General features: G+C 48.5%; 14 protein-coding genes and 1 pseudogene. 5 read left to right on the top strand and 10 right to left on the bottom strand.

Annotation, left to right across the window (positions count from 1 at the left end; translation table 11 throughout):
* The 9 genes from ACI955_RS16490 to ACI955_RS16450 form a co-directional block, all read right to left on the bottom strand.
* The coding region (locus ACI955_RS16490; RefSeq protein ID WP_415244837.1) for a vWA domain-containing protein at window positions 1-1180 on the bottom strand (1180 nt) is incomplete at its 3' end.
* Window positions 1177-2211 (bottom strand): VWA domain-containing protein, encoded by a 1035-nt coding sequence (locus ACI955_RS16485; RefSeq protein WP_415244836.1) that lies wholly within the window; start codon window positions 2209-2211, stop codon window positions 1177-1179. The genes ACI955_RS16485 and ACI955_RS16490, both read right to left, overlap by 4 nt.
* Window positions 2204-2719: a DUF4381 domain-containing protein gene (locus ACI955_RS16480; RefSeq protein WP_415244835.1), complete on the bottom strand. Its 516-nt coding sequence runs from the start codon at window positions 2717-2719 to the stop codon at window positions 2204-2206. Before ACI955_RS16480 ends, ACI955_RS16485 begins: the two co-directional genes overlap by 8 nt.
* Window positions 2716-3666 carry a DUF58 domain-containing protein gene (locus tag ACI955_RS16475; RefSeq protein ID WP_415244834.1) on the bottom strand — a complete coding sequence of 317 codons (951 nt, stop codon included), beginning with the start codon at window positions 3664-3666 and terminating at the stop codon, window positions 2716-2718. The genes ACI955_RS16480 and ACI955_RS16475 overlap by 4 nt, the downstream gene beginning before the upstream one ends.
* A complete protein-coding gene (locus ACI955_RS16470) occupies window positions 3663-4619 on the bottom strand; it encodes an AAA family ATPase (protein ID WP_415244833.1) in 957 nt (318 codons plus the stop codon). The genes ACI955_RS16475 and ACI955_RS16470 overlap by 4 nt, the downstream gene beginning before the upstream one ends.
* A 152-nt stretch (window positions 4620-4771) precedes the next feature.
* Entirely contained in the window at window positions 4772-6205 is a 1434-nt protein-coding gene (locus ACI955_RS16465; protein WP_415244832.1) for a wax ester/triacylglycerol synthase family O-acyltransferase, read from the bottom strand.
* Between the two features lie 697 nt (window positions 6206-6902).
* On the bottom strand, window positions 6903-7346 hold the full coding sequence (locus tag ACI955_RS16460; RefSeq protein WP_415244831.1) for an adenylyltransferase/cytidyltransferase family protein: 444 nt from the start codon (window positions 7344-7346) through the stop codon (window positions 6903-6905).
* A 72-nt stretch (window positions 7347-7418) separates the two neighbouring features.
* Window positions 7419-8069, bottom strand: a complete 651-nt coding sequence (locus ACI955_RS16455) for a CDP-alcohol phosphatidyltransferase family protein (RefSeq protein ID WP_415244830.1) — start codon at window positions 8067-8069, stop codon at window positions 7419-7421.
* A 617-nt stretch (window positions 8070-8686) separates the two neighbouring features.
* Complete coding sequence (locus ACI955_RS16450; RefSeq protein WP_415244829.1) at window positions 8687-9481, bottom strand: PhzF family phenazine biosynthesis protein; 795 nt, start codon at window positions 9479-9481, stop codon at window positions 8687-8689.
* 232 nt (window positions 9482-9713) lie between these two features.
* Between ACI955_RS16450 and egtB the strand changes: the two genes are divergently transcribed.
* The 3 genes and pseudogenes from egtB to ACI955_RS16435 all read left to right on the top strand — a co-directional run.
* Window positions 9714-10952: an ergothioneine biosynthesis protein EgtB gene (egtB, locus tag ACI955_RS16445; RefSeq protein ID WP_415244828.1), complete on the top strand. Its 1239-nt coding sequence runs from the start codon at window positions 9714-9716 to the stop codon at window positions 10950-10952.
* 144 nt (window positions 10953-11096) lie between these two features.
* Window positions 11097-11264 (top strand): L-histidine N(alpha)-methyltransferase, encoded by a 168-nt coding sequence (locus ACI955_RS16440; protein ID WP_415244838.1) that lies wholly within the window; start codon window positions 11097-11099, stop codon window positions 11262-11264.
* A 127-nt stretch (window positions 11265-11391) separates the two neighbouring features.
* Window positions 11392-11667: pseudogene (locus ACI955_RS16435) on the top strand (L-histidine N(alpha)-methyltransferase); the annotation flags it as partial.
* Between the two features lie 69 nt (window positions 11668-11736).
* On the opposite strand, the gene ACI955_RS16430 reads toward ACI955_RS16435, so the two are convergent.
* Entirely contained in the window at window positions 11737-12762 is a 1026-nt protein-coding gene (locus ACI955_RS16430) for an NADP-dependent oxidoreductase (RefSeq protein ID WP_415244827.1), read from the bottom strand.
* Window positions 12763-13032: 270 nt separating this feature from the next.
* On the opposite strand from ACI955_RS16430, the gene ACI955_RS16425 reads away from it, so the two are divergent.
* Together ACI955_RS16425 and ACI955_RS16420 are read left to right on the top strand one after the other, a co-directional pair.
* Window positions 13033-13191, top strand: coding sequence for a hypothetical protein (locus tag ACI955_RS16425; protein WP_415244826.1), 159 nt, complete (start codon window positions 13033-13035; stop codon window positions 13189-13191).
* A gap of 21 nt (window positions 13192-13212) precedes the next feature.
* A complete protein-coding gene (locus ACI955_RS16420) occupies window positions 13213-15585 on the top strand; it encodes a neutral/alkaline non-lysosomal ceramidase N-terminal domain-containing protein (protein WP_415244825.1) in 2373 nt (790 codons plus the stop codon).
* Window positions 15586-15853: the final 268 nt, after the last annotated feature.

Here is a 15853-nt window from a genome sequence, read left to right as displayed (position 1 = left end):
ATTGTGCGCTGGCTTTCCACATAGGGTCTTCAAACTTTTCAGCGGCAGCTTGAGGATCTGCGTCTAGCAGTGCGGCAGCTTGTTGATCTGGTGTCCGCCAAAGATCGTTAAACTCAAAGGCGTTGGCTTTGCTGGGTAGCGTCACGAGCAGAGCTGGTAGCAGCAGTGGTACCAGACCCGCTAGCCAGCTTTTACGAAAACCTAGCAAGGCGAATGGAAGCAGTAATAACACCAGCCACGGCCCGGCGTCTTTCCACTGGTCGTAGTTGCGCTCAGCACGGGATTCCGACTCCCTATCATTCACGCTTGAGATAGTATCGACAGATAGCGCGGTTATATCGCTATCGTCCAGACTCAACTCACGGTAAATACCGCCGCCGGCAGCAGCAAGATTTTTCAGCTCATTTACCGTGAGCGCTGGCACAATAATATTGCCGTTATTATCCCGCGCAAAGCCACCGCTAGGTAAGGGGATGGGAGCGCCGTCGGACGTCCCCACCGCGAGTACCGAAAGCGGGTAGTTGCTGTCGCTAATAAAGTCCCTTAAGCCACTAAGTTGCCGAGGGGTAACGCCGTCGCTGATTAGCAAAATACTGCCATTGCCGCCGCTGCGATCCAGTAAGTCTTTGGCTAGGCTAAGACCGGCTAAGGGATTGCTGCCCGTCATGGGCATCATGCTGGGGTTGAGACCAGGGATAAGCGTTAATAGGGTATTTACATCATCGGTGAGCGGCGCGACGATAAAGGCGTCTCCGGCAAATACCACTAAGCCGGTTTGACCGTCGCGGCGCAAATGTAAAATATCTCGTAATTTAAAACGTGCTTGGCGCATACGTGAGGGTTGAATATCTTCGGCCAGCATAGACGGTGATAAATCTAGTACCACCACCAAGCCTTCGGTATTTTTGTGCAGTGGCGAAGGGACTTTTTCCCATGCGGGGCCGAGCAGTGCCAGCCAAGCCAGTATCGCTACGAGTAGCAGGACCAATGCAGATTGCCGTGGTTTGCCGCTGGGTTTGCCGTCTAATAAATACGGCAGCAAGCTTGGGTCGATATGCTTCTGCCAGCTGCGCTGCTGAAAATGCTGACGGGTGAGCAGCAGGGCGCAAATGACCAGCGGAATACCAGTCCACAGCAGTTCAGGACGAATCCAATGCAATTCGACACCAGCAATATTCATGTCGACGCCTCGTTTGATTTACTGCCGCCAGCGAAGGGCCAGTTGCGACTCACTGCCAATAGCAGCATCATCGCGCTAGCCAAGAGCAGTGGCCAGTGGAGCAGTGACTTTTCTGGCCGCAGCATTTCCTGTTCTTGTTCTACCGGTTCTAAAGCGGCGATGACGTCATAGGCAGCTTGTAACTCGGCAGGATTACGCGCGCGAAAATACCTGCCACCGGTTTTACTTGCGATGGTTTGCAGGGTGTCTTCGTCGAGATCTGCCGACGGGTTTACCGTGCGCGCGCCAAAGCTACTGCCGAACATGCCGGGAACTTTCATTTCGGTGGCGCCAACACCAATAGTGTAAATCTTAATCTTTTCGGCGGCGGCAAGTTCGGCCGCTTTTAATGGTTTTAGGTTACTGGCGGTATCTGCACCGTCGGTTAGCAAGATTAAAACGCGGCTATTTTCTGGTCGTTGGCGCAGGCGTTTGATGGCAAAACCGATGGCATCGCCAATGGCGGTTTGATTGCCGGCAAAACCCACTTGGGCCTCATTCATTAAGGTGCCTAGGGTGTCTAGGTCAAATGACAATGGCGACTGAATATAAGGGTTGGAGCCAAACAGAATAAGACCTAATTTATCGCCTCGGCGCTGACGAATAAATTCGTTTACCACCGCTTTCACTAAGATTATACGCGGTAAATTTTCACCATTAATGACCATATCTTCCTGCTTCATTGAGCCAGAAATATCTACCGCCAGCATTAAATCTCGGCCTGTGGTGGGCATAGCGACGGGTTCGCCAATCCACGTGGGTCGGGCTGCACCCGCAAGCAGTGCCAACCACACCAGGCTGAGTAGAATAAGGTTTATATTGCTGCCGCTGCGAATCGGGCCGCTGTGTTCTCCCCCTAAGCTGCGAAGCTGTGTAAAGAAAGGCACCCGCAGTGCGGCAGCGGTGTCTTGGTTTTGCGGTTTTGAAAGCCAGCGCACCAACAACGGTAAGGGGGCCAGTAAAAATAGTAGTGGCCATTGAAATTCAAACATGACGGCTCCGGTGACGCCTTATCCACGTTCTGCTTTGGGCAATGAGCATATCGCGAGCTAGGGGGGCGGGGGCAGGCTGGTAGGCTGCTGCGAATAATGTTTCTAAGTTGGCGTTAGTAAACGCGGGCGTATCCCCGCAACTTTGGCATAAGAAATTCGTCCACTGATCGCCGCTGAGACCGGCTATGCTGTCTTTAGAAAAACTGTGTAGCGCAACCCGCCGCAGTAATTGATTGAGCTGCTGCGCAAATTCGGTGTCTTTTTCAATGGCGGTAAGTTGGCTTAATTCTGTTAGCGCGGTCCGGCGAAAGGCGTTGTTGCGGCGACGATGCCGCAGCCATAAAAAGCTTGCTAGCACGACAAGAAGCAGCAAGCCGAGTAGCAGCCACCAGCCAAGCGCCCAAGGGAACGCAGCAATAGCTGGCGGTAAATGAATGTCGGCCAGCTGGTCTGTTGGCGAACTTTGACCGAATGCAGGATTCATTGGCACTTGGCTATTAGTATTCATGCCTGCCCCATTCCGCGTTGCAGTAACTGAAAAAATGCGGCGTCGGTGGAGAGCTGTATATGATGAATGCCGCCCCGCTTTAAACTGGCTTGTAAGTGCTGGCGGTCTTGCTGATGGCGGTTCAGGAATTGTTCGCGCAGAGCATTCGTTAAGCTCATCTGCAGTCGTTCACGGCCGTTACTCACTGGATAGTTGCCGTTGGCAGGCAGACTTTCTTCCATTGGGTCGCTGATTGAAATAGCGATCACATCGTTGTGACGGGCGATTAAATGGAGCTGGCGTTCCGCTTCTTTTTCATAACCAGAAAAATCACTTAAGACATAAACCGTTGAGCCGGGGCGGGTAATGCGCCGTAACTCTTCGAATGCGTTAGCCAAACTTTGGGCTCGGCTTATCTCTGCAGCCTTGGTGATTTGCGTCAGTTCTTTATTGTAGTCAGACGCCGTATGAATGAAATTTAGCACCGCGCGATGGCTGCGCTTAGGTCTCACTTCGCGATGATTTTCATCCGCAAAGACTAGACCGCCGACTCTGTCATTATTATCCAGTCCGGCCCAGGCAAGTGTGGCGGCAACGTGGCAGGCCAGTACCGACTTAAAGCAGTGGCGACTGCCAAAGAACATACTGGCGCGTTGGTCTAGACACAATACCACGGGGCGTTCTTTTTCTTCTTCAAATATTTTAGTGTGTGCTTTGGCAGTACGGGCGGTCACCCGCCAATCGATATGACGAATTTCGTCGCCACCTTGGTATTCACGCACGTGATGGAAGGCCAAGCCACGGCCCTTAAAAGGCGAGGCGTGGTTGCCGCCTTGTTGAGCAAAATGGCGGCGGCGTGGCTTAGCCTTTAGTTTTGTGGCTAAAAAGCGAGTTTGGATAAGGTCTTGCTGATTGACCACAGCACCTTTCACTGGCGCACTAAGGTCGCTGCGCAGCGGACTGCTCATGCCACCGGCACCACCTGCAGTAGGCGGTCGATAATATAATCTTTGCGAATACCGTCGGCCTCAGCTTCAAAGCTTAGTATCAGGCGGTGGCGCAATACATCATGAGCAACTGCTTGAACATCATCTGGGCTGACATAGTCGCGATCATTTAGCCAAGCGTGGGCTCGAGCGCAGCGATCCAAGGCAATGGTTGCTCGGGGGCTGGCTCCTACTTCTATCCAATTTGCGAGTTCGGCATCTAGGGCTTTGGCGTCACGACTAGCAACGACAAGTTGCACCATGTATTCCTCAACCGACTCTGCCATATGTAAATCTAATATCTGACTGCGAGCGGCGAAAAGAACTTCTTGGCTGAGTGGCTCGGGGGTATCAATTTCGCCTCGGGCTTCGGCGCGCACCCGACGAAGAATTTCTAATTCTGCCGCCGCGTTGGGATAGGCGACATTAACTTGCATTAAAAAGCGGTCGAGCTGGGCTTCGGGCAGCGGATAGGTACCTTCTTGCTCCAGTGGGTTTTGCGTTGCCATGACCAAGAACAGCGGTGGTAGTGGCAGGGTATTGCTTCCTACACTGACTTGGCGCTCAGCCATGGCCTCTAATAAAGCGGACTGTACTTTAGCGGGAGCTCGGTTAATTTCATCGGCCAATACGAGATTGTGAAAGATCGGTCCAGGCTGAAATTCAAAAACGCCAGTTTCCGGGCGGTAAATATCGCTGCCGGTCACATCGCCGGGTAGTAAGTCGGGGGTGAACTGAATGCGTTGAAAACTGGCATCAACACCGTCAGAGAGGGTTTTAATGGCCTTGGTCTTTGCCAAGCCGGGCGCACCCTCGACTAGTAAGTGTCCGTCTGCCAGCAGCGCAATAAGAAGGCGATCGACTAGACTTTGCTGGCCAATAATTTGTGAAGTCAGCCAGTTGCGTAACTGGCCAATCGATTGTTTTTCCGTCATTGGGAAGTTCCCTTGCCGAGCGAGTGTCGTTATTGGTTCTTGTGACACCAAAAATGGGGTTTTGCTCGCTTATTTCAAGGGCGGATTTAGTTTTGATGTCATTTAGTGCCGTTTTAGCCAAACTAATTGACTAAAACCGGTTTTACTGGATATTACTCATTGCGTTTCAATGGGCGTGAAACGGCCTCATCTAGTGAAGCGTAAGACTCCTCTAGGCAGCGCCGATATAAGTCGGGATCTTCGAGTGCGCTGGGGCTACTCAGCACCGATAAAGTCATTACACCGTTATAACTGGTGGCAACGTGAAACAAACCCAGGTGATCGACAATCAGTCCAAGACCTAGCATTTCCACCAGCTTGGCATCATTAAAATACAGTGGCACCGGAGGCCCGGGTACACTGCTGACGATTGTGCAGGCTGGCATTGCCACACCGCCCGGCCAGTAAGCCAGCGCAGACAGGGCTCGCAGCGTAATTGACCCGATACCATTGGGTATCTCACGTACCAGCGAGGTGATGGCGCTGCGCCCAATGGTATTAGAAAAACTCTTGGCGCTATTGGCTGCGTCGCGCACTGCCTGCAAGCGTTGAAGTGGGCATTCGATGTCGGTGCGCAGAGTAGCAATCATCATGCTGATCGCATTGCCAGCTGTATTGCCGTCGCGACTGCGTATATTGACGGGAATCATTGAAGCCAAGGGATTGTCTGGTAAACAGTTTCGGGTAATCAGATAGCGCCGTAAGGCACCGCCAACAATACTAAGAACGACATGATTAACGGTGGTCTGTGGGTAATGACGGCGAATCTGACGTAGCCGTAAAAAATTAAAACGCAGTATTAAAATATTGCGCTCAGCATTGATGCGGCAATTGAAAGGAGATTTTTGCCAGCTCGCTGTCGGGTTGTGATCACATCGGCCGGCACTCGCCGCCTGCCTAAACGAAGGAATAAGCTTGCGGGCTAGTCGCGCTAGATTTAGCGGCTTACGAAGGTTGTTGATGCATGCTTGGTGGACGAGCTGCCATTGTTTCGGAGGCAGCTCCGCCCGCCAGCGATCGATTGTTGTACGGGCCTCGTGTGGTGAAAATGTTTGCGCTTCTAAGCTGTGTATCGCCGCCAAGATTTCAGTGCCAGATACACCGTCCATCGCTGCATGATGAACTTTTATATATAGGCCAAATGTTCTTTTGTCATAGATATTTAAGTTGCCGAGACCATGAATCACGTGGACCTCCCACAATGGGCGGCTCATATTCATGGGGAGCGAATGCAGGGTTGCGAGCAGGCCCGGCAAATCTCCCGCGTGATCTTTAATAGAGTGACTAAATATATGCTGATCTAGGTCAAAGTACCGATCTTCAATCCAATAGGGGTTGTCTAAGCCGCAGGCTACGGTGAATAGTCGGCGTCTAAAAATAGGCGAGGCAGACAGCCGCTGCTTAAAACTCTGGCGTATTTCCTGCTGTAAAAAAAGCTTGTGCTTGCTGGTGCTGGATTTATATATCATTAAGGCGCCGATATGCATCGGCGAATGTTGGCGTTCGTTTAAGGCAAAAAAAGCATCTAGGCCATCTAGCTGTTGCATAGTAATGTGTCCGTCATTTTAATGCTTACATGCAGCGACAATGCTAGGTCTTTATTATGTCGAGGGTATGTCACCGAGCCATGGTCAACAGATGTGGTGGGTGGGATGTTGTCATAAATCAAAGAGCGTGGCCTAGCGTGACAAGATCTCACCTTTCTTGAGTACCCATTTAGGGGCGCGCACAAGAACACAGTTAGAGATACAATATATTCTCTTAGCGTTCAGATCCATGCTCATTTTCTGAGTTGGGCGTGCCGGATACTCGCCTGAGTGTGCAATACAAGATGGTATAGATAAACTCATAGTCATAGAGCCACACTACATGGCCGGATATTAACCCTACTAATGATCGATCCCATGGTCTCGGTCTTTTTCTTAAAGATGAAATCGTTATAGGAATCAACAATAACGAGGGTCATTCGATCTTTTGACCGCATGGTTGATGCAATGATGACACCGTTTAAATTGCTAAGAATGACTGTGTATTAATAGCAAGCCACCCATTAATACTTGTTTGAGGACTGCTTAAAATGATTTTTGTGGTGTTTAATCACTGCCTCGGGGAATCTGGAGTGAAGTGGTGATTCGCGCTTCAAATAGAAGCGCAGTTTTAGTGCCTTACTGGATTTTATCTGATTATTTTTATTGAGCTAGCGTGCATATTTATATTGGCATGCTCGCCGCTGTCATCGTTGGCTTAAGCAACGGCCATTTCAAAATTTCGGATATTGTAAGTTTGTTCTACAACGTTTTTCTTAATGGTAGTTGATGATGTGCGCGGGTTATAACGTACTTGTTTAATCTGTTTGCCTGCTGATTTTAAATACGATTCTACCGCGATATTATGGGGTTTATTGCCCCAGTCTTCACCAATAACAAAGATATCGGCATCCACTTCTTTACAGCCAGATACATATTCTAGTTCATCGTAGGCAATTACAATATCTACGCAACTTAAGGCTTTTAGCATTTCCATGCGTTGCTCTAGAGGAATCACTGGTACATTAGGTTTGTAAGAATTCACCACGCGGTCTGAAGCAACACCCACGGCGAGAGAGCCGCCTAGTGATTTACAGTACTGCAGTAAAGCAAGGTGACCTACATGTAACAAATCAAATGTACCTACGGTATATACAATCATGCGCTATTTAGTTCCTCGTGAAGGTGAATTTAGAGCCGTTCATATCGGCTGTGCTAGCGGGTTTTAGTCTGGCTACAAAAGCTTCCAGGTATAAATTCCTGTTATGCCAAGCGTGTAAAGCGCAAGGAATACGACGTTTCGCGGTGTGCCAGAAAGTTTTGGGGTTTTTATTTGCGATACATTAAGCGCGGCCAGGATAAGTGCGCTGGCATAGAGAACAACTGAGAATGTTCCAACGGGTAGAACACTTTCTAATAGAAATATTGAAACCAGTGCGATGCTATTGTTGTCTAGCGCCAGACCGGTGTATTTTGACTCGTCAGATAGCCCAAAGGTGCTGAAGTAGCTTAAGCGTACCGCGCTAGCAGCGAGCATGATGAATGCAATGGGTAGAAATATTGGATTGAAAGCGCCGTAACTAAGCACCAAAATGGCAGGCGTTACGCCGTAACTAACAATGTCTATGACCACGTCGAGTTGAGCGCCAAATATGCGGTCGCTACCAGTGCGGCCTTGCATTCTTCTTGCGACTAGACCGTCTGCCCAGTCAAAGGCGACTGCCCAGATCATGCCGATCATGGCAGCGTAATAAACACCGGTAATACTAAAGTAGATCGCTAATATGGTGCAAGCTAGGCCCGCAAGTGAACACAGATTAGGTAGATCTTTTACAAAAGAAATAATTGTTGGTCGATACTGAGCTTCTTCGTTGTTGATTATCATGGCGCTCCTAAAAAATACCGATAAATCAAGGAAGCACTTACTTCGCGCAGAAAAAATCGCGCAGTATTTCGCTGCTAAGTGGGCAGAGTTACACTAAAAGTCTGGGTGTTCGCGTAAAGCGTGGAAAAGCGAAAACTGCAGGTGCTAAGGATCGACGCTGTTTATATAGAAATAAATGCAATCGCAGTCAGGAGGAGAGGTACGAGTAGCTCGCAAGCTCGACACCAGAAAAGTCGAGCGACAAACTATACGCTTTATTTCCATGGACTGACAGGGTTACTTGGTTTATTTGCGATGTCGACGTCTCAGGAATCGCTCCTTTGCTGGGTTGTGGCTATCTGTAGAAGAAGATTGATTTTCGACTAATTTTTAGTTTGAAAATGCAATGCTATGTCTGCTGACATATATGTAGTGTCGGAAATTTTATTTTCATAGAAAAGCGGCAAAGCGGTGTTGAGCTATGCCCGCGTTACTATTTCAGTTGCGGACTTGTCAGGGGTTTATATCTTTAGAGAGTGGTGATATTAAAATGGGCGAGTAATGATCTCATCGTGTTCAAAGTGGCGGCCTATTTTTGAGCTGCGGCAATATGTCTTATTCGCAGAGTTGCTATTCATTCAAGCGTCGCAAATAAACGATACGACTTGTATCTTCCTTTCTCCACGTATTAACTGATAGTAGCCTCCAGTTAAAGACAATTGCTTGCAGCGGTAGGGCTTGTCAAATGATAGCCTCCAAAACTCAGCAAGCACCGGAGCGGCAGATCCCGTGGCGCTATCTTCTTTCTCGCCATACTGTGGCGCAAAGTATCTAAAATATATAAGGTCAGAACTATCGTCACTTTTACAGCTAACGATAAGTGCGCGTTGTGTTAGATCGCTGTATTTTCGCTCATCGAAGTCGAAATTCCGTACGGCAGTCTGGTTCTTAACACTAACAATAAGGTAGCCGATGTCTGTTTTTGTCTGCATAACATTGAGTGCTTCTGCGTTGAATAGAACGGCAATAGCTGAGGGTAGGGTGGTGGGCAGTAGCTTAATAGGGGGTAAGTAAAGTATATATTTTCGGTGCTCAAGCTGTTTCACAGTAATATCTTTATTGCTGAATAGGCATTTAGTGTGTGTCTTGTCCGTATTTATAGAAGATAGAATTAGATCGGCTGCAGCTAATGTGCCATGTCCGCAGAGCGTAACTTCTGTTGTTGGTGAGAACCAGCGGATAGAATATGAAAGTAGGCTATTTGAATTGTCGGCAATGATAAACACGCTGATAGGCTGTTGATGGGTCTTCGCTCGTTGTTGCAGTAACAGCGTGTCATTAAATACTTGTCTAGATTCGCATACTTCAACAACTGCGAGATTACCCATTTGGTTTTCGCCGCTAAACACGCGACGAATTAATGTTTTTGGCATAATGACATGGCTCAATTAAAGCTTTATTCATTTTTGAAGGTTGCCTGAACACTTAATCGGCTCTGAACGCTGATATATCTGTGGTTCAAAAATCGAGCGCCGCGGCCTTGATCAGTATTGATTTGTCTTGTCAGTAGCTTACTATAATGTATTGAGAAGTCGCTATAGCTATATGCGCATGGGGTCCACTGCAAATTTCCTCATTCATCAAGATAACGGTAAAGGATTGTAAATGGCTGCAGCTGATGTTCTGGATTGCAAAGCGTTAATCAAGCGATATACCTCCACACGAGATGCGACCAAGGCGATATGTTCACCTTTAGTAATAGAAGATTTCTGTATCCAGCCTTGCGCCGATGTGAGCCCTCCTAAGTGGCATTTGGGGCATACCACGTGGTTCTTCGAAGAGTTGGTGTTGCTGCCGTATATTAGTGATTATCAGCGCTTTGACGAGAAATTTAGCTTAATCTTTAATTCATACTATAAGTCTGCGGGTGCTCATTGGGCGCAAAAAAATCGCGGCAACTTGTCTAGACCTACCGTTGCGGAAATATATCAATATCGTCAAAAAATAGACGCATTAGTAGTCGCTTTACTGGAAACTGCCATATCCCACGAGATCGTCGCTATTGTTGAAATTGGTATCCATCATGAGCAGCAGCATCAAGAGTTACTCTATATGGATATCAAGTATATTCTCCATTGTAATCCTTGTAGCCCAAGCTACTCAAAAGCGCCTTTGGCGTTGGCGTCAACAGTAAGGCAGTCATGGCGTAGTTTTGATAAACAGCTTGTTGATATTGGCCATAACGGTGAAGGCTATGCCTTTGACAATGAATCACCGCAGCATAAAAGCTATCTTAACGGTTTTTCGATAGCCGAGAACCTTGTCAGTAATGGTGAGTACTTGGCTTTTATTGATGCGGGTGCTTATCGTGAACCTAAGTATTGGCTAAGCATGGGCTGGGATTGGCTTGCCGAGAGCGGTATTACGTCACCGCTTTATTGGCGCAAGCTTGACGGTGAGTGGTATGAATATACCCTTCATGGATTGGCCCCCTTGGACCTTAACGCACCTGTGGTTCATATCAGTTATTTCGAGGCCAATGCCTTTGCCAATTGGCGAGTGTGCCGGCTGCCCACAGAGCAAGAATTTGAACACTATCTGCGTAGCTCCGAAGATCTATCCGCTAGCAAAAAAAGCGCTGTTTTTCATCCTTTAAGGACCGGTGACACCGCTGGCCAAGTGTGGTGCTGGACGCAAAGTCACTATTCTCCTTATCCAGGCTATAAACCATTTGAAGGTAAGCTAGAAGAATACAATGGCAAGTTTATGTGCAATCAATTTGTACTAAAAGGAGCTTGTGTTGCGACACCGATAAATCATTATCGACATAGCTATAGAAATTTTTATCAAGCATACCAGCAGTGGATGTTTTCGGGTATTAGGTTGGCAAAGGACATAGAGTGAAATTTTAAAAATTGAGTATAAAAATATTGATACTATTAATAAAGACCAATTCGCAATTGATGTGTTGGCGGGCCTAAGTGCTTACCTAAAAAGTATGCAGTAAAAATATTTCTATGATGACGCGGGTAGTAATATTTTCAACAGATCACGCAGCATGGAGGTTGCTATCCTACTAGAGTCGAGTTTGATGTTCTAGATACTGTTAAGAATGAGATTGCTGAGCTTATTGGTAAAGACGCAATTGATATTATCGAGTTGGGTGCAGGTGACGGGCACAAAGCCCAATTAATTATTGATAGTTTTTTTAAATAGTAATAGTAGCGTGAATTACTATCCCATCGACATTTCCGAAAAGGCAATGTTGATAGGGTGCAAAGTCAGGATTTTCTTAGACGCTTGTGGATGCGTATGAACGCCTCAGGCTAGATTAGTAGAGTTTGATTTAAAGAAAGATATTAGCACTCCGATTAGGGTTTACAATGACCAAAGCGAACTCACTAAGGACTTTAATTTAAATTTACTGACCCGTATCAATCGGGAGTTGGGCGCTGATTTTCAGGTAGATAAGTACCAACACTTCGGTGTTTACAATCCAGTTCTTGGCGCTATGGAGAGCTATATTATCGCAACTGAAGAGCAAGACGTTTATGTTGCGACGCTAGAGCGAGAGTTTCACTTCGATTCTTTTGAGGCCATCCATTTAGAATACTCTTGAGCCAATCTTTTTGGCGGAGCAATGTCTTTGCCGCAACAAGGCCGGCTCCGTCAGAACAAGGGTTGTTTGCTATCGTGGGTCTGCAAGCTTGAGTAATTGTTTGCCCTTGTTTTTCCCCGTAAAAATTCGGACTAGCGTTGCCGGTATATTATCAAAGCCCTCTTGAATGTCTTCTTGAGTTTTTATTCTTCCCGCCATAAACCAGCTGCCAAATTCTGCATTAAACTCATCAATGCGGCTCAGATAGTCCAGCATGATAAAACCTTGCATGCGAATGCGGCGGGCAACCAACAACATCAAGTTGCTGGGGCCTGGGCTGGGCTGGGTATCGTTGTATGCAGAGATAGAACCACAAAGCACGATACTGCTGTGCTCAGCCATTTGTTCGATCCCAGCTTCGAGGATGCTGCCCCCAACATTGTCGAAAAATACATTAATGCCAAAAGGTGCTAGCTCAGCGAGCTTTGCTGCTACATTTTCATTGCGGTAGTCGATGGTCTCATCTACACCGCATTCAGTTTTGAGCCAGGCACATTTTTCGGCGGCACCGGCAATCCCTATTACCTTGCAGCCCTTGAGTTTTGCGATTTGACACACCACCGAACCGGTTGCGCCCGCAGCGCCGGATACCAGCACGGTATCGCCAGCTTTGGGCTGCCCCACATCCAGAAGACCGAAGTAGGCGGTCATGCTGGTGCCGCCAAATGCAGACAAAGCCATTGATGGCTCTGTGCCTTCGGGTAGTACATGTAGCTGCTCCGCACTCGTACTGTCGAGCAATATATACTCCTGCCAGCTAAGCAGTCCGGTAATGAGGCTGCCCTTTGGAAAGTCCGGGTGGCCAGAAGTAATAACCTGGCCTACACCTGAGGCGCGCATGGGCGCGCCTATACGGACTGGCGGAAGATAGCTTGGTTTGTCATCCATCCAGCCGCGCATAGCGGGATCAAAGCTGAGGTAAAGGGTTTTGATCAAAACCTCGCGTGCTTCAATATTGGCCTGTGGACAATCGGACTCCCGATACTCGAAGGTATCCTGATCGATAAAACCTGAGGGGCGTTGTTTTAAGATCCACTGCCTATTTATGGTGCTCATATTGGTCTTACCGCATGCTCTAAGGATGGAAACACTAGCACAAGAAAAATCCCAATAACAACACTCGCTTTTACCGAGCGCGACCTGAAGTCACCGTGCCGTTGAGGATGTCTATCATCGATTCCACGCAGAGAATTTGATAAATCGATCGTTTAGAAATAGAGACTCCGTCAAGGTGCTCGATCCGGCCTTTTTATTTTTAGTTTCACCTGAGCTGCCAAAGTCTTTACTATCACCTCAAAAATATAAAATAATGTATCGGGAGATACTATGGGCTTCAATAGCATTCTGGCGGACGTTCAAGAAAATTGGTGGTTGTATTGCCTGCTGCCAATTGTCGCCGCTCTGATTGGCTACGGCACTAAGCTTGCCGCCATCCATATGATGTTCTACCCCCTAAAGTTTGTGGGCATAAAACCTTTAGATTAATATTCACCAAGAGAGTAGCTCATGCGATTTGGCCTTTTGTCCCTTGCCCTTGTTTTACTGTGTTTGATCAGTGCCTGTAAGGACAGTGGAGGTTCCAAGGTTAGCGACATTAATCCTATTGACGCTGAAACCAGCTGCCTTGTACAAAGCCCATGGCTCGCTTACGGGGAGGGCTTACACGCGAGCGCGATTAGCAGCGTTTCGGCCCCTGCATCAGACGGCACAGTTAATTCTATTACTCAGTGCAATGGCAATACCGTATTCCAGTTTGGGGCGGCCAAGGCTGACATTACCGGTCCAGCGGGCGGCAAGATTCACATGGGCAATGAAAGCCCAGAAAACTATTCCACTGGCATTCATATTCGTCAATACGCGCGGAGTTTTGTGGTGGCGTCGCCCTGCAATGGTAAGCGCGTGGTGATGGCGATTACTGATACTGGCATGCTATTTGAGTCAGTGCGCAAAGCCGTGCTAGATCGCATTTCTGCAGACCCGGATCTCAGCCCACTGTATAACGAAAACAATGTGATGATGAGTGCCACCCACACCCATTCTACTCCCGGTGGTCAGGCACATTTCACCGCATACAATGCACTTCGCCTTGGCCATGACGCGCAGACGTTTAATATCACCGTTGAGGGCTTGTTCAATTCCATTAAGCAGGCGCATGACAGTCTACGCGCCGATCCACAAAGTGGCAGCATTGCCATGAACTTAGGCGAACTCACCGGTGCCAATAAATCCCGCGCCATACCTGCATATATGCAGAACACTGAAGCTGAACGGGCTTTGTATAAAGACGTCCTTGGCAACGACGTTACCACTCCGCGTTTGATGACGCTGCTGAAATTTCAACATGGTGATGGCAGGGCAGTCGGCAGTATGAATTGGTTCGCAGTGCATCCTACTTCGGACGCACTCTCGGAATATGGCTTGGGAGCGATACCGATCAGTGGCGACAACAAAGGCTATGCTGCCTACTTATTTGAGCGTTTTATGCAGCCGCATAATCCCGGCTTTGTTTCTAGCTTCATGCAGTCTGATGAGGGCGATGCCTTCACTCAGATGTGGTTTGATGATGACGAAAAGCGTGCAGAGCAAGAGATCTTTCTGCCATCCAATGAACCCAGCCCAGTGACTGTTGCCAATGGCCAGAAGCAGCTACTCAAAGCATTGAACTTATATGCAGAGGCTAAGCATCAGCTCAGCGGGCCTATCGACTACCGGTTTGGTTATGTGCAGATGGATCAGGTAGAAATTACCGACTCTGTGGTGCTCAATTCTTTGCAGCATCCGGCAGAGCAAGATGCCCAGCCCAAGCGCACCTGTAATCCTGCCATGGGCGTTTCCTTCCCGGCGGCAGGTCATGGCGCACAGCCGGGGGAGCCCGGCCTGTTCACCGAGGCGGGTGTCACCTGTAAAGATCCAGACCTTGCCCAGCTGCTTGCTGACGAATTCCGTCAGGGCTCGGGTGGCAATGTACCTACCAATTTGTTTGCCGCTACGGTGGGCTGTAATGCAGGCAGTCTGCCGGGTCTGAATCTGGAATGTCATGCCGAAAAACCACTTCTGCTTATCTTCGGTCCACCCCTTAATGCCTCTGCTACTGTGGTCCCCTTCCAGTTATTTCGTCTAGGCAACTTGGCGGTAGTCGGTTTGCCCTGGGAAATTACCACCATGGCGGGCCGCCGTATTCGCGATACCTTAATTGATGTACTCAAAGAGGATGGCGTTGACCATGTTGTTATCACCGGTCTTGCCAATGACTACGTCAGTTACCTCACTACGCGCGAGGAGTACGCGCTGCAGATGTACGAGGCTGCCTCTAATCAGTTTGGTCCGTGGTCACTTGCGGCGGTGCAGCAAGAAACACGTCGGTTGGCACTGGATATGGTTAACGCGAGTGTCACCCAGAGTGGCCCTGTGCCTCCCGTCACCTCGCCACAACTGTTTCAGCTGCTACCACCGCAGGGCACTGACTTGGCGCCACCGGGTTCAGTATTTGGCGCGGTAATTGTGCCGCCAGAGGCCAGCTATAAGGCAGGAGAGACAGTGCGCACGGTATTTCAGGCCTCCAGTCCCAATAGCGATCTGAAAACCGACAGCAGTTTCCTATTTGTTGAGCGCCAACTTGCCGATAACACCTGGGAAGTTATCGCTCAGGATGCTGACCCCCAAACCAGTTTTGTCTGGCATTCGGATACGCCCCAGCCGCAGGCCAATGCCACGCTCACTTCGACGGCAGAAATTCTGTGGCGTATTCCCCGAAATACCCAAGCCGGTATTTATCGGATTAAATTTTCCGGTGTGAGTAATCAGGCCAGTATACTTAGCGATTACGAAGGTATTTCTGAGGAATTTGTGGTGAGCGGACCGACCTCGAACTGCCCCTGAGCTGGGGTGTCCATGCGTGTATGCGCCTTGGCCACGCCACCGTGGCATTGCAATATTTGGGGCTTGTAAATCCATATCATAAGGCGGGTTGGCAGGGCATATATTGCCAAGCTCATTATATTTTAGGGTTTTAGTAATTCAGCGATATTCAGGTGTTGTTCAAAGCAGTCAGCTAGGCGATCAATATTACTTTCGATAATAGCTGCATATTCCAGTGCTTCAACATGGGCGATACCTGCCCACGCAAGGAGTTCGTTGCGGGTCTCGC

This window comes from Zhongshania sp. (genome assembly GCF_047636175.1).
In the GTDB taxonomy this organism is placed as follows: Bacteria; Pseudomonadota; Gammaproteobacteria; order Pseudomonadales; family Spongiibacteraceae; genus Spongiibacter.
The sequence above is the reverse complement of the archived record's forward strand: the minus strand, read 5'-3'. Positions and strand labels throughout refer to the sequence as shown.